Raw genomic sequence first — 21135 nt, forward strand, 5'->3', positions numbered from 1 at the left:
TCAGCCGCCGCAGGAGGCGAGGTGGGTGCCGAACCCGCCCCGGTCGGGCACGGCGGCTGTGGTCGGCTCCGGGGCGGCGCGGCCGGTGGCCGGGTCGGGGACCCGCATCGCCAACGCGACAGTGTCGCCGCCGCCGACCGGCCCGAGGGCGCAGTCGTCGTCATCGTCGTCGTCAGAGGTCATGTTGCAGCCGGAGAGGGCGAGCGCGAGAGCGGTGAGCGCGCCGAGCTGCACGGAGGCCGACCGTAGCCGGCGGCGGGGGCGTTGGTCCACGGCATCGTTGTAGCCGATGGGCGCCACCGCCGCCGCCCCGCCCCCCGCGCGAGGCGGCTCTCCCCGCCCCCCGGCGGGGCTCCTGGCAGGGGCGATACGCTCGGTTCATGCTCCGTTCCGTCATCCTCGCCGCCTCCCGGTCATCCCAGGTCGAGCGGCTCGTCGCGACCGCCCCGTACACCCGGGACGTCGTTCGCCGGTTCGTCGCCGGCGCCACCACCGACGACGCGTTGCGCGCGACCCGCGGGCTCGTCGACGACGGTCTCGCGGTCACCCTCGACCACCTCGGTGAGGACACCGTCACCCCCGAGCAGGCCATCGCCACCCGCGACGAATACCTGAAGTTGCTGAAGATGCTCGGTGGCGCCGGGCTCACCCCGCCCGCCGAGGTGAGCGTGAAGCTCTCCGCCCTCGGCCAGATGTTCGACGAGCAGTTGGCGTACGACAACGCGCGGGCGATCTGCGCGGCGGCGGACGCCGCGGGCACCACTGTCACCCTGGACATGGAGGACCACACCACCACCGACTCGACGTTGGAGGTGCTGAGCCGGCTGCGCAAGGACTTCCCGTCGACGGGTGCCGTGCTCCAGGCGTACCTGCGCCGGACCGAGTCGGACTGCCGGGAGCTGTCCTCGGCCGGTTCGCGGGTGCGGTTGTGCAAGGGCGCGTACAAGGAGCCGGAGTCGGTGGCGTACCAGTCGGCCCGTGAGGTGGACAAGTCGTACGTGCGCTGCATGAACATCCTGATGTCCGGCGACGGGTACCCGATGCTGGCCACCCACGACCCGCGGATGATCGCCATCGGCGAGGACCGGGCCCGGTGGTTCGACCGGGGACCGGAGCGCTTCGAGTTCCAGATGCTCTACGGCATCCGCCCCGAGGAGCAGGCCCGACTGGCCGGCGAGGGCTACACCGTGCGCACGTACGTCCCGTACGGCGACGAGTGGTACGGCTACCTGATGCGCCGGCTCGCCGAGCGCCCCGCCAACCTGGTCTTCTTCGGCCGCGCCCTGATCTCCAAGAAGTAGTTCCTCCGCCCCGGCCGACGGGCCGGACCGATCGGCCGGGGCGGCCTCGCCGCGTTCAGGGTTTGGTCGTACCCTTCGGCGGGTGACTGACGGGGTGCAGCAGCCAGCACCACGGCGGCTCTGGCCGCTGTGGACGGTGCTCGTGGTGGTCGTCCTGCTGCTGGGCTGCGGCCTGCCGGCCCTGCTCGTCGCGGGCGTGATCCGGGAGAGTGGCGCCCGGTCCACGATCAGCCGGGCCGGTGTCTCGACGGCCGACGATCCCGCCACGGCAGCGGCCCGAGAGCTGACCGACCGGATGACCGCCCAGCTCGACCGGCAGTCCACGGCGCTGCTCGGCGGCGACCGCGCCGGGTTCCTCGCGATCGCCGAACCCGCCGTGCACGCCGACCTGCGCCGACGTTTCGCGGCACTACGCGAGCTGAAGGTGACCGTTTGGCGGGCCGAACCGAGCGGCCTGCCCGCGCCGATCGTCGGCAAGCCGGGGGAGTGGCGGCTCCTGGTGCGCTTCCAGTACTGCTTCGTCGCCCCGAACTGCCGGCCCAGCCCGGTGCTGATCGGCACCCGTTGGCGGGAGTCCGGCGACCAGCCCCGGTTGGTCGCCATGGAGGAATCCAAGTCGGTGGAGACCGGCACCCGACCGTGGGAGATCAGCGACCTGGCCGTGGCGATCGGCGCGCGGACCATCGTCGCCACCACCCCGGCGCTGCGCGGCAAGCTGCCCGGCCTGCTCGCCCAGGCCGAGGCGGCCGCAAAGGTCGCCGACGGGTACGCGGTCGCCGGCTCGCCGCCGGACCGCTACCGGATCTTCTACGCCGGCCCCGCCGAGTGGAAGCGTTGGTACGGCGGCGACCGGCCAGGGTGGACCGGCGGTTACGCGGTCACCGTGGGCGGCGGCCACCACGAGGTGGTGCTCAACGCCGACGGGCTCTCCAGCAGCGGCACCGACGATTTGCTCCGGCACGAGTTGACCCACGCGGCCTCGCTTCCGGAACGCGGCTACCCGGGCAAGACCACCTGGTGGCTGGTGGAGGGGCTGGCCGAGTTCGCGGGCGCCGGCGGGCAGGCGGTCGACAGGTACGAGGGGCTCGCCGAGGTGCGCAAACTGGTCCGGGCCGGCTGGGACGGCAAGTTGGCGGGCGTCAACCCGGCCGACGACGCCTCCGCCGAGCAGGTCGCCGGCAGCTACGGCGTCGGCTACCTGGCCGTCCGGCACCTCGTCGACAGGTACGGGCCGCAGCGGTTGCTCACCTTCTTCAAGGCTGTGGTGCACGAGCGCAAGACCCTCGAGGTGGCTGCCGAGGAGGCGTTCGGCGAGCAGTGGTCGACGCTGCACGACGAGTGCGTCGCGTACGTCCGCGCCGCCACCGCCTGACGTGCTCGCAGGTGGCGGGACGGCGCGCCGTACCATCGATGCGTGCGCCGCCCTCAGTCAGCTCGGCCGGGCAGCACCGTCCGGCCCCGCCTGCTCGTCGCCCTGACCGCCGCCGTCGTCCTCACCGCCACCACCGCCGCCTCGTGCGGCGATGACGGCGCCGACCTCGCGCTGGCGTCGGCCGCCCGCAACCCGGTCAGCGAGCTGATCGACGCTCCGGCTACCGTCACCGCCCGCGCCGCCGCGACCCTGACCGCCCCCGCCGACGGCTCGCTGGCAAGCCTGCGTGTCCAGCCCGGACAGCGGGTCAAAGCCGGCCAGGTCCTCGCCGTGGTCGACTCGCCCTCGGCCCGGCAGCGGCTGCGCCAGGCGAAGGAGGCGTTGGACGCGGCCAAGCGCGCCGGTCGGGGTGTCTCCACGGGCAACCTGGCAAGCAGTCGACGTGGCACCGACAAGGCGGCCGACGAGGCGTTCGACGCCGCCCGCAAGGCCGCCGAGAAAATCGCCGAACCGCAGTTGCGGGACGCCCTGCTGACCCAGGTGACGTCCGCGCAGCGGCAGTACGCGGCCGCCGCGCGCAGCGCCGACCAGGCCGTCCGCGCGGTGCAGCGGGGGATCAACGGGCTGAGCTCGGCCGTCGGCGCGCTCTCCGCGGCCCAACGGCTCCAGGCCCAGCAGGCGTACGACCTGGCGAAGGCGACTGTCGACGCGCTGACCCTGCGCGCCCCGATCGCCGGCATCGTGCAACCGGGCGGCACCCGGGCGGGCGGTGGCGCGACCGGTGGCCTCGCGGGGCTGTTGGAGCAGGCCGGTGGTGCCCAGGCCGCCGGTCTCAACCCGTCCGCGCTGACGTCCGGCCAGGGCGGGCCTCCTCCCGGGGTGGACGACGCGGTCGCGGTCGGCGGCCAGGTCACCGCCGGCACACCGGTGCTGACCGTGGTGGACACCGGGCAGTTGGGGTTGCTCGCCGAGGTGGACGAGACCGACGTGCTGCTGGTAAAGGCCGGGGTGACCGCCACCGTCGAGTTGGACGCCGTCAGCGGCGCCAGCTACGACGCGACGGTGCGCTCGGTGGACGTGCTGCCCACCAACTCCGCCCAGGGCGGGGTGACCTACCGGGTGCGCCTCGCGCTGGGCGCCGGAAAGCTGGCCGAGGACGAGCCGGCTCCGACGCCCCGCCCGGGCATGAACGCGATAGTCCATCTGCGGGTGCGTGAGGCCGCCGACGCGGTGACCGTACCCGCTTCGGCGGTGTTCTCCGCCGACGGCCGGGACGCGGTCTGGGTGGTCCGCGACGGCAGGGCCGGGCGGGCGGCGGTCACCGTGGGCGTCCAGGGGTCGGATCTGGTGCAGATCATCAACGGCGTGCAGCCCGGCGACCGGATCGTGGTGCGCGGCACCGACCAGGTGCGCGACGGCCAGGAGGTGCGGTGACCGACGCCCCGCCGGCGATCGAGGCGGTGGAGGTGTCCCGGACGTACCAACTGGACGGGGTGTCCGTCGAGGCCCTGCGCGGGGTGTCGCTGGTCGTGCGAGCGGGTGACTACGTGGCCCTGGTCGGTCCGTCCGGCTCGGGCAAGTCCACCCTCATGCACCTCCTCGGAGGGTTGGACCGGCCGACCGGTGGGCGTCTGGTGATCGGTGGTCGGGACGTCAACGCCCTCACGCCGCCGGAGATGGCCGCCCTGCGCAACGAGACGATCGGCTTCGTCTTCCAGGCGTTCCACCTGTTGCCGCGTACCTCGGCGGTGGAGAACGTGGCCCTCCCGCTCGTCTACCGGGGCGTGCCGGCGCGGCAGCGTCGGGAGCGGGCGGCGGCGATGCTCGGCCGGGTCGGCCTCGGGCACCGCCTGGACCACCGGCCCAACCAGATGTCCGGTGGGGAGCAGCAACGGGTGGCGATCGCCCGCGCGCTGGTCACCGAGCCGACGGTGCTGCTGGCCGACGAACCGACGGGCAACCTGGACAGCGTCACCGGTGCGGCGGTGCTGGAGCTGTTGGAACAGTTGAACGTGGAGTCCGGGGTGGCGCTGGTGATGGTCACCCACGACCAGGAGGTGGCGGCCCGGGCCCAGCGGCGGATCACGATGCGCGACGGAGTGGTCGTGGCGGACAGCGACGACCCTCATGATCGACCGCCGTCCGTCGATCCCGGTCGACCTGCGACACTGGTCTCCGCTCCCAGCGCGGAGCCCCGGTCCGCGTCCGGAAGCGCTCCGGGGCACCCGTCCGGTGGCTCCGGTGGCGCCGCCGGAGCCACCGGGCGCCTTCCGCAGGAGGTGGACCCGGGCCGGCCCGAGGTCGAGCGGCCGGGGGGCGAGCCGTGAGGGTCGCCGAGGCGTGGCGGGTGGCGCTGGACGCCCTGCGGGCCAACCGGCTGCGCAGCGCGCTGACCATGCTCGGGGTGATCATCGGAGTCGCCTCGGTGGTCCTGCTGGTGGCCATCGGCACCGGCACCAAACAGAAGGTCGAACAGCAGGTCGAGGGCCTCGGCTCCAACCTGCTGCTGGTCGTGCCCGGCCGCATCGAGGTGGGCAACGCCCCGGTGGTCTCGCCGCTGACCCTGAAGGACGTCGACGCCGTCACCCGGGTGGTCGGCGACCCCGACCGGGTGGCGGTCACCGTCGCCTCCGGGGCGACCGCGCGAGCCGGTGCCCGTTCCGACTTCACCACCGTGCAGGGAGTGCTGGAGACCACCCCGACGGTGTTCACGCGGTCGCTGGCCCGGGGTCGCTACCTCACCGGCACCGACGTGGACACCAGCCGCCGGGTGGCGGTGCTCGGCGACTCGGTGGCCCGCACGCTCTTCCCCGACCGGGACCCGCTCGGCCAGCAGGTGACGCTGGCCGGGGTGCGGTTCCGGGTGATCGGCGTCTTCGCGCCCCTCGGGCAGAGCCTCGGCGTCGACCGGGACGACGAGGTGCACGTGCCGGTGACCGCCGCGCAGCGGCTCTGGGGCACCCAGCGGGTGGACGGCATCGCCGTGAAGGCCCCGGACCGGGAACGGATCGACGAGCTGGGCGAACGGATCGTCGCGGAGCTGAACCGCCGGCACCCGGACACCGAGTTCAGCGCGGTCACCCAGCAGCAGATCCTCGGTGTGCTCGGCGACATCCTCGGCGTTCTCACCGGCGTACTGGCGGCCATCGCCGGCATCTCCCTGCTCGTCGGCGGTGTCGGAGTCTCCAACATCATGCTGGTGAGCGTTCGGGAGAGGACCCGGGAGATCGGGCTACGCAAGGCAGTCGGGGCCCGCCCCCGCGACATCGGTGTGCAGTTCCTGCTGGAGGCGGTGCTGCTCACCACGATCGGTGGGGTGACCGGAATGGCGTTGGGCGTGGGCACCGCCCTGCTGATCAACGGGCTGTCACCGATCCCGGCCGCGATCACCTGGTGGTCGTTGGCGCTCGCCTTCGGCGTGTCCGCGGTGGTGGGCATCGTCTTCGGGGTCGTCCCCGCGCAGCGCGCCGGCCGACTCGACCCGGTGGTCGCGCTACGCGCCGAGTGAACAGCGTCGGAGCGGGCCGGGACGCCGGGCGGCGTCGGAGCGGGCCGGGACGCCGGGCGGCGTCGGTGGAACCGGGACGCCGGGCGCGGGCGGGGAGATTCCGGGAGTGTGGATCGGGTGAACGGCGAGAAGAAACATGATCAGTTGTACGAAGGGATCGCGCCGGTCACAGCCGCCCCGCTACCGTACTGGTAACACGCGCGTCGCCGCCCGGCCCGGAGCATCCGTCGGGTTGGCACGCGCCGGGCATGGGATGGGTTGGTGAGCCATGGCCGGGTCACAGTCCGACGGGCGACTGTCGGAGGTCAGGTTCCTGACCGTCGCGGAGGTGGCGACGGTCATGCGGGTCTCGAAGATGACTGTCTATCGCCTGGTGCACAGCGGTGAGCTCACCGCCGTCCGGGTCGGCCGGTCGTTCCGGGTGCCCGAGCACGCGGTACACGAATATCTCCGGGGCGCTTTCCAAGAGACCGCCTGAGCCGTCGTTCGGCTCCCCGGGTGCCGTCCAACCGGCATCGACGGGGGCGCGTTGGTCCGGCCGAGGCCCTCCGGCTACCCTGGAGCCCGACCGAGACCCCACCGGTGCGCCCCGCCGCCCAGACTGGTCCGGTCCGTTGTCCGCAAGCGGTCGCCGTCGCCACCTGCGTGGTGTCATCCGGTCCGCCCCGCACGTTGTATCGAAAGGCTGTCGTATGGGCTCGGTGGTCAAGAAGCGCCGTAAGCGCATGGCTAAGAAGAAGCACCGCAAGCTGCTGCGTAAGACCCGCGTCCAGCGTCGCCGTCTCGGCAAGTGATCGCCGCCGGGCGCTGAGCCCGGCATTCGGCGGCACTTGCCAAACTGTCGACCCCCGGAGGCTCAGGTGATCAGGCCGTGGTCGTCCCGGCTCGGTCCTTCCTGCCGGGGTAGGTGCGTCAGATGACCCTCGGTGGCACCTCAGGTGCCCCGGGGGTCGTCCTCGTCACCGGGGTGGGCCGCTATCTGGGCGCCCACGTGGCGGCCCGCCTGGCCGCCGACCCGCGTATCGAGCGGGTCATCGGCGTCGACGCACCGGATTCCGGCACCGAGTTCACCGATCTGCTGGACCGGGTCGAACGGATCCGCGTCGACAACGATTCGCTCGGTGGCCTCCTCGCCGACCTGGACGTCGACGCCGTCGTGCACCTCGCCCTGGTCAGCTCCCCCGACAAGCAGCACGGTGGCCGGTCCGCGATGAAGGACCAGAACGTCATCGGCAGCATGCACCTGCTGGCCGCCTGCCAACGGGCTCCCCGGCTGCGCAAGCTCGTGGTCCGGTCGTCGACTGCCGCGTACGGGGTGTCGTTCCGGGATCCGGCGGTCTTCACCGAGGAGACCGAGCCCCGCGAGGTGCCGCGTGGCGGGTTCGGCCGCGACATTCTCGACCTTGAGGGGTACGTCCGGGGCTTCCGGCGCCGCCGGTCCGACGTCACCGCGACGGTGCTGCGCTTCGCCCCGTTCATCGGCTCGACCGCCGACACCACGTTGACCCGCTACTTCGCGCAGCCGTTCGTGCCCACCGTCTTCGGCCGGGACCCCCGTCTGCAGTTCCTGCACTTCGACGACGCGTTGGAGGTGCTGCACCTCTCGATCGTGGAGGACCATCCGGGCACCTACAACGTCGCCGGTCCGGGGGTGCTGTCGCTGTCGCAGGCGATCCGGCGGGCCGGTCGGGTCGCCGTACCGGTGCTGGAGCCGAGTCTCTCCGGTGCCGCCGCGCTGGCCCGCACCATGGGGTTCGGCCGCTACGGCCTGGACCAGGTCGACCTCTTCGTGCACGGCCGGGTGGTCGACACCAGCCAGCTTGAGCAGGAGTACGGCTTCACACCCCGATCGACCGCCGAGGCGTTCGACGACTTCATTCGCGCCCACCACGGTGGGGTGGTCGTCACCCGGGGGCAGTTGGCGGCCGCCGAGCAACTCGTCCTGGACGGCATCCGGCAGGTCCGCTCCGCAGTTCGGGATCGGTCGTGACCGGGCCCGGTGAGGGGCGCGATCCGCGGGGGGTCGGGCGTTTCGACGTACCGCAGCCGTTGGCGGCGGACGTGGAGCCGGCGCGGCGGAACGGACATCGACCGGCCGCTCAGGCCGCGCCGACCCCGACGCCGACCGACGAGATCGACACCGCGACCACCGACGAGCCCGCCGGGGACCTGGTCGACGTTCCGACGTCGGGTGGCACCGAACCGGCGGTGCCGGACCGGCCGGGGGACCACTGGGACCGCAGGGTCGCGAACGGCCTGGCCTTCCTGCGCCGGCGTCTCTCCGGCGACTACGAGGTCGACGAGTTCGGTTTCGACTCGGAGTTGACCGACGCGGTCTTCCACCCCCTGCTGCGGCTGCTCTACCGGGACTGGTTCCGCACCGAGGTCAGCGGCGTCGAGCACGTGCCCGTCGACGGACCAGCCCTGGTGGTCGGCAACCACTCGGGGACGGTGGCGCTGGACGCGTTGATCCTCTCGGCGGCGCTGCACGACAAGCATCCCGCCCACCGCTACCTTCGGCTGCTCGGCGCCGATCTGGTCTTCCGGATGCCGGTGGTCTCCGAGCTGGCCCGCAAGACCGGTGGCACGGTGGCCTGCAACCCGGACGCCGAGCGGCTGCTCAGCGGCGGCGACCTGGTCGGGGTGTTCCCCGAGGGCTTCAAGGGCATCGGCAAGCTGTACGCCGACCGGTACAAGCTGCAACGGTTCGGGCGGGGCGGTTTCGTCTCGGCGGCGCTGCGCACCGGCACCCCGATCGTGCCGGTCGCCATCGTCGGCGGCGAGGAGATCTACCCGATGCTCGCCGACATCAAGCCCCTGGCGCGACTGCTCAAGCTGCCCTACTTCCCGGTCACGCCGACCTTCCCGTGGCTCGGGCCGCTGGGCATGGTGCCGCTGCCCAGCAAGTGGCTCATCGAGTTCTGTCCGCCGATCCCCACCGCGCACCTGACCGACTCGGCGGACGACCCGCTGGTGGTCTTCAACCTCGCCGACCAGGTGCGGGAGACCATTCAGCAGACCCTGCACACACTGTTGGAGCGCCGACCCGACCCGTTCGGTCCCTGACGTATCTCAGCCGGCGCGGCGGCGGCGCTGCAACGCCAGCCCGGCGGTGACCGCGCCGACGACCAGCCCGGCGGCCGCGGTGGACGGTACGGCGATCTTGACCGCTCGCCGACCGGTGCGGAAGTCCCGTACCTCCCAGCCGTGCTGGCGGGCCTGCCGCAGCAGGGCGCCGTCCGGGTTGACCGCCACCGCCCGGCCCACGGCGGAGAGCAGCGGCAGGTCGTTGGCCGAGTCGCTGTACGCCGCGCAGCGGGCCAGGTCGAGCCCTTCCACCGCGGCCAGCTGGGTGACCGCCTCGGCCTTCGCCGGCCCGTGCATCAGGTCACCCACCAACCGCCCGGTGTATGCCCCGTCCACCACCTCGGCCACCGTGCCGATGGCACCGGTCAGGCCGAGCCGGGCGGCGATCACTCGGCCGATCTCCACCGGGGCGGCGCTGACCAGCCAGACCCGTTGGCCGGCCGCCAGGTGCCGTTGTGCGAGTTGGTGGGTGCCGGCCCAGATCCGGGGTGCCATCATCTCGTCGAAGATCTCCTCCGCGAGGTGCTCCACGTCGTCGACGCGCCAGCCCTCGACGAAGGCCAGCGCGGCCTCCTTGGCCAGCGACATGTCACCGGCGTGCTCACGGGCCAACAACCGGAACCGGAGTTGCTGCCAGGCGAAGCGGGCCAGGTCGGCGGAGGTGAAGTAGTTGCGGGAGGCGAGCCCACGGGCGAACCAGTAGATCGACGCGCCCTGCATCATCGTGTTGTCCACGTCGAAGAAGGCCGCAGCGGTCGGGTCCGGTGCGGAGGCGACGGCCGGGGTCAGGTCGGTCTCGGCCCAGCCCGCGGTGTGCCCCTCGGCGTCGGTGCTGACCGTCACCTTACGGCTGCGCGCCACGCGACTCCCTTCCTCACCGATACGACGGATGCCCCCAGCGAGGGTAGCCGCCGTGCGCGGCCGACCGGCCGGGCACAGCACGAACTGTGGCGAGGCCGGTCGGACGTGCGGTATAGGGGGTGGGAGGTCAGCGAGCCCCGGGGCAGGTGCTCGGGTCGGGGCCGAGGGTGTCGCTGGCGGTCGGGGCCGGCAGGCCGCAGGCGATCGCCGCGCGCAGCGAGTCCGAGCGCTCCCGGATGCTGTCCAGGAGGCGCAGGGACCGCTGGGTCCGTTCCCGGTCGACGCGGGTGCTCCCGTCGAGCAGACCGCTCACCGCCCGGCGTTGCCCGGTGACGAACGTGTTGAGCGTGTCCAGGCTGCCCGGCTCCGCCCGCTGTGCCGCGGCGGTGGTCAGCAGGCGTACACCCTGCCGGGTGTCGGCGTCCATGTCGTCGAGGACGGCGCTGTAGCCGATCCGGTCGCCGCGCAACTCGGCGGCCTCGCCGAGTCTGGTCCGGGCGAAGTCCAGGAAGAGTTGACCGCGGCTGATGTCGGAGCTGGCCAGGGCGAGCTGAGCCCGTTCGGTCGAGCGCTTCATCCCGTACAGCGCGTCACCGGGCACCGCGTTCTCGCTGGCGGCGGAAATGCCGGAGACGGCGATGGCGCCCGCGGCGATCCCGACCAGGATCGCGCCCCGGGCTCGGGCCCGCCGGGCGGTGACCGCCGGCAGAAGCCGTCCCCGGGTGGTCGTGGCCGGACGCGTGGCGGCCGGTTCGCTGGCCGCCGGTGTGGTGCCCAGCCCTTCCCGTTCGGCGGTGGCGAGCAGCATCGCCCGCAGGCCGGTCCGGAAGTCCTGGTCCACCTCGACCGTCGGGGGGTCGGTGCTGATCCGTTGGCCCACCGCGACGAGGGGCGCGAGTTGACCGTCCACCCGGGCTCGTACGTGGTGTCGCCGAGCGCCGTTGGCCTCGTCGAGAAGCTGCGCGAAGCGCTCGGCGCGCCGGCGGGAGATGAGGATGTCGTCCACCGCAGGCACCTCCTCTCGCTGGTCACGGCCGGTCGGCCGCCGTCCTTGCCGGAGACCGGGCGGCAGTGTGACACCACGGAGGTGAGGCGCCGCCGGCTTGCCGGTCGGACCTCGGTGACCCGGCCTGCCGGGACAACCACCGGTCGCACCCGGAGAAACGCGGCGGACCGTTCACGGGTTACGGGCCGGGCGGAGCGGAAATTACAGAAAGTGATCGTCGTCACCGGGCGGGACCGACCCTGAGCTGCGCGGACGTCGATCGACGCCCATCGGTCCCGCCGTCGCAAACTACGGCTGGAAGCCGTCCGGGAGCAGCCGGGCCAGGGCGCGTACGGCCCGGTACTGGAGGGCCTTGATGGCACCCTCGTTCTTGCCCATCGCACGGGCCGTCTCGGCCACCGAGAAGCCCTGGAGGAAGCGGAGCACGATGCACTCCTGCTGCTCCGGGTTGAGCTGCTTCACGGCGGTGAGCAGCGCGACGTTCGTGATGTGCTCCACCACCGCCGCCTCCGGGCTGCCCTCCGGGCCCCGGTCCTCCCGATCGGCGTCGAGCACGTCACCGGTGGTGACCTCCAGCCGGTACCGGCCCGACTTGAAGTGGTCCGCGACCAGGTTGCGGGCGATCGTCACCAGCCAGGCGCCGAGGTCGCGGCCCTGCCAGGTGAAGCTGCCGATCCGCTTGAGCGCACGCAGGAAGGTGTCCGAGGTGAGATCCTCGGCGAGTTGGCGGTTGCCGACCCGGAAGTAGATGAACCGGAAGACGGTGTCCACGTACCGGTCGTAGATCAGGCCGAACGCCTCGGACTCGCCGGCCTGGGCGCGCTCGATCAGCGTCCAGACCTCGGTGGCCGGGTCGGACGGGTCGGGGCGGCTCGGAAAGCCGGTCGGGGTCGTGGCGGTGGCGGCCGGCACCGCCGGGATCACCGCCGTCTCGCCCGCCGCCGGATCGGTGGTCACCGTCGGTGTCTCGCTGACCCGTCGACCCTGCGCCGGCATCGTCGGTCGAGGCGGAACGGCGACCCGGCCGCCGGTCGGCCGCGCGTTCCCGCCGGGCACCACGGGCCGCGGCGGCGGCTCGTTGTGGTGCGGCCGGCTGCGGGTGCGGGGGGCTGTGCCGTCGCCGAGCACGGCGGCGCCGTGGGGTTCGTCGAGTGGGGCACGGGCCGTCGGTCTCTCGTTGACGTGCGAGCGTGCCGGCTGGCCGGTCAGGCCGACTGGGCGTTCCGCGTAACCGAAGGTGGTCACCGGGTTACCCCCGTCCCGTCGGTCGCCGGATGGGCCGGTCTGTGCGTCGTCGGGGCGGACCGACCGGGGAGTCGGCCGGGCAGGACGGTCACGGGGGTTGCCGATGGGCGGCAAATCCCCTGGAGGTGCTGGTCCAATGCGCTAACAGGCACGGGGGCCTCCTCGGGCTGAGGGGTGTCGACTCACGGCAAATGGGGTGAGCCGACCCGAGTGATGATAGGGCCAACGTCACCCGCGCGTGGCAAGTCCGTTACACAAGGCGGAAGTATTTCCCGCTCCCTCCGTGCGGTGCCGGACCGGTTGTCCGTCGTGTGCGATTGACTTTCCGTCGACCCGGTGTTCCTCGGTGGATGCCCTGGTGGGGTGGGTCGCCCGTTCGGTTGGACCGGTCGCTGCGGGTGGCGGCGCGGGCGTGGCCGAAACGTCTGCGGACGACGCCGACCATCCCATCGGCGGGACTTGATCGGACCACCGATGGCACACCTGACAGTCCCGTGTACGGGACGGTCGCCCTCGCGCCGCTCGGGCACCTGTTCGCACCGTCGGTCGTGGCCGGGTCGTCGGCCGCTGTGCCAGACTTGATCACCGCGCCGGCCGAGTCGGCGGTACCGGGTGTGCCGCCCCCGCGGACCGGCGAGACTGTGCGGGCGTACGTGGTGGCGGCGTCGGCGCGACCGGTGACGATGCCGACCGAACTGCCGGCGAGCGCCGAAAACCCCATACGGAGGTAACCGATGTCCAGTGACGCCCGGCTCGCCCTGATCACCCGACCCGGCTGCCATCTGTGCGACGACGCCAAGGCGGCACTCGACCGGGTGGTGGCGGTGACCGGCGACAAGTGGGTCGAGTGGGACGTCACCGACGACGAGGGGCTGGAGCGGGAGTACGGAGACCGACTGCCGGTGGTGCTGCTCGACGGCAAGGAGCACGGCTACTGGCGGGTCGAGGAGGACCGGCTGCTGCGGGACCTGACCACACCTCAGCTCTGAGCGGTACCTATGGTGCTCCGATGACCTCCGCACCCCCGCACCTCGTCTGGGACTGGAACGGCACCCTGCTCAACGACCTCAGCCTGGTGGTGTCCGCCACCAACGTCGTGTTCACGAGCCTTGGTGGGCCGACCGTCACCCTGGACGAGCACCGGGTGCGGTTCCGGCGGCCGATCGCCGAGTACTACGCCGAGGTGCTCGGGCAGGCCGTCGACGACGACGAGTTCGGCCGGCTGGACCGGATCTTCCACGAGGCGTACCGCACCGGCCTCACCACCTGTGAGCTGGCCGCCGACGCGCGCGACGCGATGGCCTCCTGGCCGGGCAGCCAGAGTCTGCTCTCCATGTGGTTCCACGAGGAGTTGGTGCCGACCGTGCACACGTACGGGTTGACCGGCCACTTCACCCGGGTCGACGGGCTGCGGGCCACGGTCGGCGGCGGCCGTAAGGCCGAGTCGCTCCGGTCACACCTGGCGGAGCTGGGCGTGGACGGCGCCTCGGTGGTGCTGATCGGGGACTCCATCGACGACGCGGACGCCGCGCTCGCGGTCGGCGGTCGTGCGGTGCTCTACACCGGCGGGTTCACCGACCCGGCCCGGCTGCGCGCCTCCGGCCACCCGGTGGCCGACACCCTCCTCGACGCGGTCAACCTGGCGCGGGAGGTCAGTTCCGCAGGTAGGTGAGGACGGCCAGCACCCGCCGGTGCTGCTCGGTGTCCGGCGGCAGGGTGAGCTTGGTGAAGATGTTGCGTACGTGCTTCTCCACCGCGCCGTCGCTGACCACCAGGGCGCGGGCGATGGCGGTGTTCGAGCGTCCCTCGGCCATCAGGGCGAGCACCTCACGTTCGCGGGGCGTCAGCTCGCGCAGCGGGTCGTCGCGGCGGCGTCGGGCGAAGAGCTGGCCGACCACCTCCGGGTCGAGCACCGTGCCGCCGGCCGCCACCCGGCGCAGCGCGTCCAGGAACTCGTCGATCGCGGCGACCCGATCCTTGAGCAGGTAGCCGATACCGCCGCCGGCAGCGCCGGTGGTGGCCAGCAGATCATCGGCGTACGAGACCTCGACGTACTGGGAGAGCACCAGGATCGGGGTACGCGGCACCAGCCGGCGTGCCTCCACCGCCGCCCGGAGTCCCTCGTCGGTGTGCGACGGCGGCATCCGGACGTCGACGATCGACACGTCCGGCTGGTGCTCCACCACCGCCTCGACGAGCGCGTCGCCGTCCCCGACGGCGGCCACCACCTGATGGCCACTCTCGGTCAGCAGCCGGACCAGTCCCTCGCGGAGCAGGACGCCGTCGTCGGCGATCACGATGCGCATGGCTGTGTTGTCTACCACGTCCGACGCGTCGTGCGGGGGCGGCGCGGGACTGCTCACAGCGGTAGCTCGGCGCGGATCTCGGTGGGGCCGCCGATCGGGCTCACCACCGCCAGTTCACCGCCGGCGGCCCGGACCCGGTCGGCGATGCCGGCCAGCCCGTGCCCCTTGGCCAGGTGTGCGCCGCCCTGACCGTCGTCGCCCACCCGCACCTGGAGGTGGGTGCCCTGCCGGGCGACGGCCACCACGGCCTCGGTGGCCCGCGCGTGCTTGGCGACGTTCGTCAACGCCTCGGACACCACGAAGTAGGCGGTGTTCTCCACCGCCGGGTCGAGCCGCCCGCCCGGAGTGCCGAGCTGCGGATCAACCTGGAGCTCGATCGGGATCAGCCCGCGACCGGCAATCGCGGCCAGGGCGCTGGGCAGGCCCCGGTCGACGAGGATCGGCGGGGCGATGCCCCGGGACAGTGCCCGCAGCTCGGCGAGCGTGTCCCGGGTCTGCGTGACCGCCTCGTCGATGGTCCGGCCGGCGGCCTCCGGGTCGGAGGCGAGCTGCATCCGGGCGCGGCTGAGGTCCATGGCCAGGCGGACCAGGCGCTGCTGGGGGCCGTCGTGGATGTCGCGTTCCAGCCGGCGCAGCGCGGACGCCTCGGCGGACACGGCGGCCCGTTTCTGCTCCTCCAGCACGGTGATCCGGTCGCGCATCTCGGCCACCCCGGTCAGCATGGCCTTGGCGAAGCTGGCCTGCAGCAGGGCGCATCCCCGCACCACGATCGGCAGGGTGATCAGGAAGAACACCCCGATCGCGGTGTTCAGGCCGATTCGGGCGGTGGTCGAGTCGCCGAGGCCGAGCAGTTGGGCGAGGTCCTGGTCACCCTCGCCGCTGGCGCGGGGCAGGGCCCAGTCGTAGACCCAGTACAGCGAGCCGGCGATCGCTCCGGCCCACCAGACCACGGCGACCACGAACGTGCCGGCCGCCGCGATGAGCCGCAGGATGCCGTGCGCCAGGTCGAGCCAGGACTGGGCGTCCCGCATCGGCACGAAGATCCTTCGCCAGGCGTTCGCGCCCGCCTCGGGCAGCCGGTAGTGCGGCCGGATCCGGGGTTGCCGGAGCACCGCGGGCAGCCGTAGCCGTTCGATGTCGGCCAGCCCACGGGCGGCGTACAGGGTGCCGCTGAGGATCGGCAGACCGATCACCGTGACCACCAGGCCGATGCCGACCGCGGTGCCGAGGATGAGGACGACGAAACTGGCCACCGCCAGAGGCAGACCGAGGAGCACGTAGCCGGAGTCGACGAAGAGTTGGCGGGGAATGCTCGGTGCCAGCGTCGGTGGGTCGCTGGTGGCGGCAACGGCGGTCATGGGAAAAGGCTAGGCATTCCGACTTCCGGTCCCCATCCCGAAGCCCTGCCTCTCCCCCGTAGTGCTGCCCCTACCACCTGCGGAACGGCCCGGTGAGGCTCAGCGCGGGATTGGTCAGAGAAGTCGGTATTGAGCAATAATTGCCTGGGCGGCACGGACGAAAGTCGCTAAATCGATCTTGCGGAATGGAGCTGTTGGTGGAGTCGCGGCACGCAGCGACAAGATCGCGATTTGTGCACGTCTTCACAAGCGCCTACTCTGTGACTCCGACGCGCCCTGCTAGCACAGCCGGCAACCTCGGTCGCCAGCGGGAGTCCATAAGCGGCCGACCAGCGGAGTTGGCCGAGGATCGCACCGCACGGAGTCTCATGAGTCAGCACCGTCACCCAGGCGCGCCCGGCCGCGCCGGTGCCGTACCAGCGCTCCCGGATCTGCCCGAGGCCACCGTCGCTCGGCTCCCGGAATACCTGCGCGCGCTGCACAACCTCGCCGACACCGGGCACGAGACGGTCTCCAGCGAGGAGCTGTCCGCAGCCGCCGGCGTCAACTCCGCCAAGCTTCGCAAGGACCTCTCGCACCTCGGCTCGTACGGCACCCGGGGCGTCGGCTACGACGTCACGCTGCTGATCGAGCAGATCGAGAATGTGCTCGGGCTCACCCAACGCCGGGCGGTCGCCCTGGTCGGCGTGGGTAATCTCGGTCACGCTCTGGCCGGCTACGACGGCTTCGCCGGCCGGGGCTTCCGGATCGCCGCACTTCTCGACGCCGATCCCTCCCGGGTCGGCGAAGAGATCAATGGCCTGGTGGTCCGGCATGTCGACGATCTGGCGACGGTCGCCGCGGAGGAATCCCTCGCGATCGGCGTGATCGCCACCCCGGCCGCAGCCGCCCAGCAGGTCGCCGACCAGCTGGTCGCCGTCGGCGTGACGAGCATCCTCAACTTCGCGCCGTGCGTACTCTCGGTTCCGGAGGGGGTCGACGTGCGCAAGGTCGATCTCGCCATCGAGCTGCAGATTCTGTCCTTCCACGAGCACCGCAAGGCGTCGCTGACCGCGCTGCCCGCCACCGGCGGGTCCGCTCTCACGGCCCTGCCGGGCGGGTTCGCGGCCACCGACACCCAGGAGGCGATCGGCACGTGAAACTGCTCGTCGTCGGCGCGTCCTATCGGACCGCCCCGGTCGCCACGCTGGAACAACTGGCCGTGCCTCCCGCAGACCTCACCCGCACCCTGGACCGCCTGGTCGCCCAGCCCTACGTGGCCGAGGCGGTGATCGTCTCCACCTGCAACCGGGTGGAGGTCTACGCCGCCGTGTCCGGTTTCCACGGTGGGCTCGGCGACGTGTGCGCCGTCCTGGCGGAGCAGGCCGGCACCTCGCCGGCGGCACTCGCCAGCCACCTGTACGTGCACTACGACACCGCTGCCGTGGAGCACGTCTTCCGGGTCGCCACCGGTCTGGACTCGATGGTGGTCGGCGAGGCGCAGATCCTCGGCCAGCTGCGTGACGCGTACCACTGGGCCACCGGCGCCGACTCGGCCGGCCGCCTGCTGCACGAGCTGATGCAGCAGGCCCTGCGGGTCGGCAAGCGCGCCCACGCCGAGACCGGCATCGACCGTGCCGGCCAGAGCGTCGTCACCGCCGCGCTCGAGCTGGCCGCCGGGCACCTCGACGGCGACCTCGCCGGCCACCCGGCCCTGGTGGTCGGCGCCGGCGCGATGGGCTCACTCGGGGTGGCCACGCTGTCCCGGCGGGGCGCCGGTCCGCTCACCGTCAGCAACCGGGGCGCCGACCGGGCCGTCCGGCTCGCCGAGTCGTACGGGGCGAGTGCCGCGCCGATGACCGAGCTGGCCGACACCCTTTCCACAGTGGACATCGTAGTGGCCGCCACCGCTTCCACCGAACCGGTCCTCACCCGGGCGGTGGTCAGCGCGGCGCTCGCCGAACGGGACCCGGTCCGGGGCCCGCTGGTCCTGCTCGACCTTGCCGTCCCGCGTGACGTCGAGGACGGTGTCGCCGAGCTGTCCGGCGTCGAGGTGATCGACATCGACCGGATGGCGGCGCTGCTCGCCGACGGTCCGGCCGCCGCGGACGCCGCCGCCGTCGAACGGATCGTGCGGGGCGAGGTGGAGAGCTTCCTCACCTGGCTGCGCGGTGCCGACGTGGCGCCCACCGTGGCCGCGCTGCGCGGCCGAGCCGACGACGTGGTCACCGCCGAGCTGCGCCGGCTCGCCCAACGTCGCCCCGACCTCGGCGACGACCTGCGCGCCGAGGTCGCCCGTACCGTGCACCGGGTCGTGCAGCGGCTGCTGCACCAGCCCACCGTCAAGGTCCGCCAGTTGGCCGCGGAGCCCGGCGGCGACCAGTACGCGGCCCTGCTGCGCGAGCTGTTCGACCTCGAGGTGCCGCAGACCTCTCCGGTGGACACCGTCCCGGACGTGCTGACCCCCGACCTCGGTATGGCGCTGCCCGGTGTCGACCCGGTGTCCGGTGCCGACGCCCCCGAGCCCACCCCACCCACCGGAGGTGCGCGATGACCGCCCCCCTACGCCTCGGCACGCGCGGCAGCGCCCTCGCGATGGCCCAGTCCGGCCAGGTCGCCGAGGCGGTGACCGCCGCCACCGGTCGCCCGGTCGAGCTGGTCGAGGTGGTCACCGCGGGCGATCGTTCCAACGCACCGGTGCACCGGCTCGGCGTCGGGGTGTTCGTCTCCGCGCTGCGCGACGCCCTGACCGCCGGGACGATCGACTTCGCGGTGCACTCCTACAAGGATCTGCCCACGGCTATCGCCGCCGGGCTGCACATCGCGGCGGTGCCGGCCCGACTGGACCCGCGCGACGCGCTGATCGCCCGGGGCGGCCGGACGCTCGCCGAACTACCGCCCGGCGCCACCGTGGGCACCGGCGCGCTGCGCCGGATCGCCCAACTGCACGCGCTCGGCCTGCAACTCGAGGTCACCCCGATCCGCGGCAACATCGACACCCGCCTGGCGCGGGTGGTCGGTCCCGAGGCCGACCTCGACGCCGTCGTCCTGGCCCGGGCCGGGTTGGCCCGGATCGGTCGGGCCGACGAGATCACCGAGACGCTGGATCCGATGCTGATGCTGCCCGCCCCCGCCCAGGGAGCGTTGGCCGTGGAGTGCCGGGTCGACGACCAGAGCCTGGTCGAGTTGCTCGCGGTGCTCGACCACGCACCGTCGCGAGCCGCGGTCACCGCGGAACGCGCGTTTCTGGCAACCCTGGAGGCTGGGTGCAGCGCACCCGTCGCCGCCTACGCGGAACTCGCCGAGGGCGATACCGGCGATGAGATCTACCTGCGCGGGGCGGTGATCAGCCCGGACGGCACTCGTGACCTCCGGCTGTCCCGCACCGGAACGCCCGCCGACGCGACGGAGATCGGTAAGGCACTCGCCGCCGAACTCCTCGACCTCGGCGCCGACTCGATCCTCGGCCACGATGGACACACCGGCCCGGGGACCCAGCAATTTGGGAGCACAGAATGACCCGCACCCGTAAGCCCGTCGGCCGTATCGCGTTCGTCGGGGCTGGCCCCGGTGACCCTGGGCTGCTGACCCGTCGGGCCCACGACGCCCTGGTCGACGCTGACCAGGTGATCTACGACCGGGGAGTCCCGGAGTCGTTGCTCGCCGTCGTTCGCGCCGAGGCCAGGGACGATGCCGAGTTCACCCCCGCCGAAGGCGCGCCGGGGGACGTGGCGAAGGTGCTGATCTCCGCGGCCCGATCCGGGTTGAACGCGGTGCACCTGGTCGCCGGCGACCCGTTCGGCCACGACTCGGTGGTGAAGGAGGTGCAGGCGGTGGCCCGCACCGCCGCCCACTTCGAGGTGGTGCCCGGTGTCGGTCAGGCCGAGGGTGTGGCCACCTACGCGGGTGTTCCGCTGCCCGGTGTGCGTACCGCCGCCGACGTCGAGGACGTCAGCGCACTGGACTTCGAGGCGCTGGCCGCTGCCGTCGGCCGGGGTTCGCTCGCGCTGGCCGTGGACGCCGGTGACCTCGCCGCCGTCCGGGACGGGCTGCTCTCCGCCGGGGTCGACGGCACCACCGGCGTCGGGGTGACCGGCGACGGCACCGGCGAGACCCAGTACACGACCACGTCGACCGTGGACAGCTTCGTGGCTGCCGCGCTCGGCTTCACCGGCCGGGTGGTGCTCACCGTCGGTGTCGGGGTGGGTCAGCGCGACAAGCTGAGCTGGTGGGAGAACCGCCCGCTGTACGGCTGGAAGGTGCTCGTACCCCGGACCAAGGAGCAGGCCGGCGCGATGAGCGCGCGGCTGCGCGCGTACGGGGCGATCCCGTGTGAGGTGCCGACCATCGCGGTCGAGCCGCCGCGTACTCCGGCGCAGATGGAGCGGGCGGTCAAGGGCCTGGTCGACGGCCGGTACGCCTGGGTGATCTTCACGTCGGTGAACGCGGTTCGCGCGGTCTGGGAGAAGTTCGCCGAGCACGGGCTGGACGCCCGGCACTTCGGCGGCGTCAAGATCGCCTGCATCGGTGAGGCGACGGCCGACGCGGTGCGCGCGTTCGGTATCCAGCCGGAGCTGATCCCCGCCGGGGAGCAGTCCTCCGAGGGGCTGCTCGCCGAGTTCTCCCCGCACGACGAGATCCTCGACCCGGTGGGCCGGGTGCTGCTGCCGCGTGCCGACATCGCCACCGAGACGCTCGCCGCCGGGCTCACCGAGCGCGGCTGGGAGGTCGACGACGTGACCGCGTACCGGACGGTGCGGGCCGCGCCGCCGCCCGCCGAGATCCGGGACGCGATCAAGTCGGGCGGGTTCGACGCTGTCTTGTTCACGTCATCCTCCACCGTGCGGAACCTGGTCGGTATCGCCGGGAAGCCGCACGCGCGTACCGTGGTTGCGGTTATCGGGCCCAAGACGGCGGAGACCGCGACGGAGTTCGGCCTGCGGGTCGACGTCCAGCCGCCGCACGCCTCGGTGCCCGACCTGGTGGAGGCGCTTGCCGCCTACGCCGTCGAGCTGCGCGAGAAGCTGGCCGCCATGCCGGCCAAGCAGCGCCGCGGTTCGAAGGTGCAGGGCCCGACCGCTCTGCGCTTCCGGTAGTCGTTCGAGGAGGCCT

The 21135-nt window shown here is 72.6% G+C and carries 21 protein-coding genes; 15 read left to right on the forward strand and 6 right to left on the reverse strand.

All coding sequences use genetic code 11. The features are described 5' to 3' along the window. Positions 1-273, reverse strand: coding sequence for a hypothetical protein (locus tag AB0O48_RS07560; RefSeq protein WP_357253853.1), 273 nt, complete (start codon positions 271-273; stop codon positions 1-3). Between the two features lie 107 nt (positions 274-380). Here AB0O48_RS07560 and AB0O48_RS07565 point away from each other — a divergent pair, with 107 nt between their 5' ends. The 9 genes from AB0O48_RS07565 (at position 381) to AB0O48_RS07605 (ending at position 9247) form a co-directional block, all read left to right on the forward strand. Further along, positions 381-1301, forward strand: coding sequence for a proline dehydrogenase family protein (locus tag AB0O48_RS07565; protein WP_357253855.1), 921 nt, complete (start codon positions 381-383; stop codon positions 1299-1301). 82 nt (positions 1302-1383) lie between these two features. Continuing rightward, positions 1384-2673, forward strand: coding sequence for a hypothetical protein (locus AB0O48_RS07570; RefSeq protein ID WP_357253856.1), 1290 nt, complete (start codon positions 1384-1386; stop codon positions 2671-2673). A gap of 42 nt (positions 2674-2715) precedes the next feature. Continuing rightward, positions 2716-4107, forward strand: a complete 1392-nt coding sequence (locus tag AB0O48_RS07575) for an efflux RND transporter periplasmic adaptor subunit (protein WP_365063856.1) — start codon at positions 2716-2718, stop codon at positions 4105-4107. Next, on the forward strand, positions 4104-5000 hold the full coding sequence (locus tag AB0O48_RS07580) for an ABC transporter ATP-binding protein (RefSeq protein WP_357253859.1): 897 nt from the start codon (positions 4104-4106) through the stop codon (positions 4998-5000). The genes AB0O48_RS07575 and AB0O48_RS07580 overlap by 4 nt, the downstream gene beginning before the upstream one ends. Further along, entirely contained in the window at positions 4997-6181 is a 1185-nt protein-coding gene (locus AB0O48_RS07585; RefSeq protein ID WP_357253861.1) for an ABC transporter permease, read from the forward strand. Before AB0O48_RS07580 ends, AB0O48_RS07585 begins: the two co-directional genes overlap by 4 nt. Before the next feature lie 268 nt (positions 6182-6449). Further along, a complete protein-coding gene (locus AB0O48_RS07590; protein ID WP_110563213.1) occupies positions 6450-6659 on the forward strand; it encodes a helix-turn-helix domain-containing protein in 210 nt (69 codons plus the stop codon). Positions 6660-6873: 214 nt separating this feature from the next. Then, complete coding sequence (locus tag AB0O48_RS07595; RefSeq protein ID WP_007465623.1) at positions 6874-6975, forward strand: AURKAIP1/COX24 domain-containing protein; 102 nt, start codon at positions 6874-6876, stop codon at positions 6973-6975. Positions 6976-7097: 122 nt separating this feature from the next. Continuing rightward, a complete protein-coding gene (locus tag AB0O48_RS07600; RefSeq protein ID WP_357253863.1) occupies positions 7098-8171 on the forward strand; it encodes an NAD-dependent epimerase/dehydratase family protein in 1074 nt (357 codons plus the stop codon). A gap of 179 nt (positions 8172-8350) precedes the next feature. Next, the gene (locus tag AB0O48_RS07605; RefSeq protein WP_357253979.1) at positions 8351-9247 is read left to right on the forward strand and encodes a lysophospholipid acyltransferase family protein; all 897 of its coding nucleotides are present in this window, start codon (positions 8351-8353) and stop codon (positions 9245-9247) included. Positions 9248-9253: 6 nt separating this feature from the next. Here AB0O48_RS07605 and AB0O48_RS07610 read toward each other — a convergent pair whose 3' ends face one another. The 3 genes from AB0O48_RS07610 to AB0O48_RS07620 all read right to left on the reverse strand — a co-directional run bounded on the left by AB0O48_RS07610 (position 9254) and on the right by AB0O48_RS07620 (position 12380). Further along, complete coding sequence (locus tag AB0O48_RS07610) at positions 9254-10129, reverse strand: HAD-IB family hydrolase (protein ID WP_357253865.1); 876 nt, start codon at positions 10127-10129, stop codon at positions 9254-9256. A 127-nt stretch (positions 10130-10256) separates the two neighbouring features. Next, entirely contained in the window at positions 10257-11144 is an 888-nt protein-coding gene (locus AB0O48_RS07615; protein WP_357253867.1) for a DUF5667 domain-containing protein, read from the reverse strand. Between the two features lie 279 nt (positions 11145-11423). Continuing rightward, positions 11424-12380 (reverse strand): ECF subfamily RNA polymerase sigma factor, BldN family, encoded by a 957-nt coding sequence (locus tag AB0O48_RS07620; RefSeq protein ID WP_357253869.1) that lies wholly within the window; start codon positions 12378-12380, stop codon positions 11424-11426. 734 nt (positions 12381-13114) lie between these two features. Here AB0O48_RS07620 and AB0O48_RS07625 point away from each other — a divergent pair. Together AB0O48_RS07625 and AB0O48_RS07630 are read left to right on the forward strand one after the other, a co-directional pair. Then, on the forward strand, positions 13115-13369 hold the full coding sequence (locus AB0O48_RS07625) for a glutaredoxin family protein (RefSeq protein WP_357253871.1): 255 nt from the start codon (positions 13115-13117) through the stop codon (positions 13367-13369). A gap of 20 nt (positions 13370-13389) precedes the next feature. Next, the gene (locus AB0O48_RS07630; protein WP_357253873.1) at positions 13390-14052 is read left to right on the forward strand and encodes an HAD hydrolase-like protein; all 663 of its coding nucleotides are present in this window, start codon (positions 13390-13392) and stop codon (positions 14050-14052) included. Here the strand turns inward: AB0O48_RS07630 and AB0O48_RS07635 are convergent. Together AB0O48_RS07635 and AB0O48_RS07640 are read right to left on the reverse strand one after the other, a co-directional pair. Continuing rightward, positions 14033-14686, reverse strand: a complete 654-nt coding sequence (locus tag AB0O48_RS07635) for a response regulator transcription factor (protein WP_357253875.1) — start codon at positions 14684-14686, stop codon at positions 14033-14035. The two genes, AB0O48_RS07630 and AB0O48_RS07635, sit on opposite strands and share 20 nt — an antisense overlap. 53 nt (positions 14687-14739) lie before the next feature. Further along, positions 14740-16044 (reverse strand): sensor histidine kinase, encoded by a 1305-nt coding sequence (locus AB0O48_RS07640; protein WP_357253877.1) that lies wholly within the window; start codon positions 16042-16044, stop codon positions 14740-14742. A gap of 368 nt (positions 16045-16412) precedes the next feature. Between AB0O48_RS07640 and AB0O48_RS07645 the strand changes: the two genes are divergently transcribed. Genes AB0O48_RS07645 through AB0O48_RS07660 form a run of 4 tightly spaced genes read left to right on the forward strand, consistent with a single transcriptional unit; the run spans position 16413 to position 21119 of the window. Beyond that, positions 16413-17183, forward strand: a complete 771-nt coding sequence (locus tag AB0O48_RS07645) for a redox-sensing transcriptional repressor Rex (RefSeq protein ID WP_357253879.1) — start codon at positions 16413-16415, stop codon at positions 17181-17183. Then, positions 17180-18577 carry a glutamyl-tRNA reductase gene (locus AB0O48_RS07650; protein ID WP_357570858.1) on the forward strand — a complete coding sequence of 466 codons (1398 nt, stop codon included), beginning with the start codon at positions 17180-17182 and terminating at the stop codon, positions 18575-18577. Before AB0O48_RS07645 ends, AB0O48_RS07650 begins: the two co-directional genes overlap by 4 nt. Beyond that, entirely contained in the window at positions 18574-19542 is a 969-nt protein-coding gene (gene hemC / locus AB0O48_RS07655) for a hydroxymethylbilane synthase (RefSeq protein WP_357570859.1), read from the forward strand. The genes AB0O48_RS07650 and hemC overlap by 4 nt, the downstream gene beginning before the upstream one ends. Further along, positions 19539-21119, forward strand: a complete 1581-nt coding sequence (locus tag AB0O48_RS07660; RefSeq protein WP_357253884.1) for a uroporphyrinogen-III synthase — start codon at positions 19539-19541, stop codon at positions 21117-21119. The genes hemC and AB0O48_RS07660 overlap by 4 nt, the downstream gene beginning before the upstream one ends. The last annotated feature ends 16 nt before the right edge of the window (positions 21120-21135 follow it).

The sequence above is a fragment of the Micromonospora sp. NPDC085948 genome (genome assembly GCF_040686315.1).
Taxonomy (GTDB): domain Bacteria; phylum Actinomycetota; class Actinomycetes; order Mycobacteriales; family Micromonosporaceae; genus Micromonospora.

What these genes read in the sequence shown, in the direction of transcription:
- AB0O48_RS07565 (WP_357253855.1), top strand. Translation starts at nt 381, where the DNA reads ATGCTCCGTTCCGTCATCCTCGCCGCCTCCCGGTCATCCCAGGTCGAG.
- AB0O48_RS07590 (WP_110563213.1), top strand. Translation starts at nt 6,450, where the DNA reads ATGGCCGGGTCACAGTCCGACGGGCGACTGTCGGAGGTCAGGTTCCTG.
- AB0O48_RS07595 (WP_007465623.1), top strand. Translation starts at nt 6,874, where the DNA reads ATGGGCTCGGTGGTCAAGAAGCGCCGTAAGCGCATGGCTAAGAAGAAG.
- AB0O48_RS07600 (WP_357253863.1), top strand. Translation starts at nt 7,098, where the DNA reads ATGACCCTCGGTGGCACCTCAGGTGCCCCGGGGGTCGTCCTCGTCACC.
- AB0O48_RS07625 (WP_357253871.1), top strand. Translation starts at nt 13,115, where the DNA reads ATGTCCAGTGACGCCCGGCTCGCCCTGATCACCCGACCCGGCTGCCAT.
- AB0O48_RS07630 (WP_357253873.1), top strand. Translation starts at nt 13,390, where the DNA reads ATGACCTCCGCACCCCCGCACCTCGTCTGGGACTGGAACGGCACCCTG.
- AB0O48_RS07635 (WP_357253875.1), bottom strand. Translation starts at nt 14,686, where the DNA reads ATGCGCATCGTGATCGCCGACGACGGCGTCCTGCTCCGCGAGGGACTG.
- AB0O48_RS07640 (WP_357253877.1), bottom strand. Translation starts at nt 16,044, where the DNA reads ATGACCGCCGTTGCCGCCACCAGCGACCCACCGACGCTGGCACCGAGC.
- AB0O48_RS07645 (WP_357253879.1), top strand. Translation starts at nt 16,413, where the DNA reads ATGAGTCAGCACCGTCACCCAGGCGCGCCCGGCCGCGCCGGTGCCGTA.
- hemC (WP_357570859.1), top strand. Translation starts at nt 18,574, where the DNA reads ATGACCGCCCCCCTACGCCTCGGCACGCGCGGCAGCGCCCTCGCGATG.
- AB0O48_RS07660 (WP_357253884.1), top strand. Translation starts at nt 19,539, where the DNA reads ATGACCCGCACCCGTAAGCCCGTCGGCCGTATCGCGTTCGTCGGGGCT.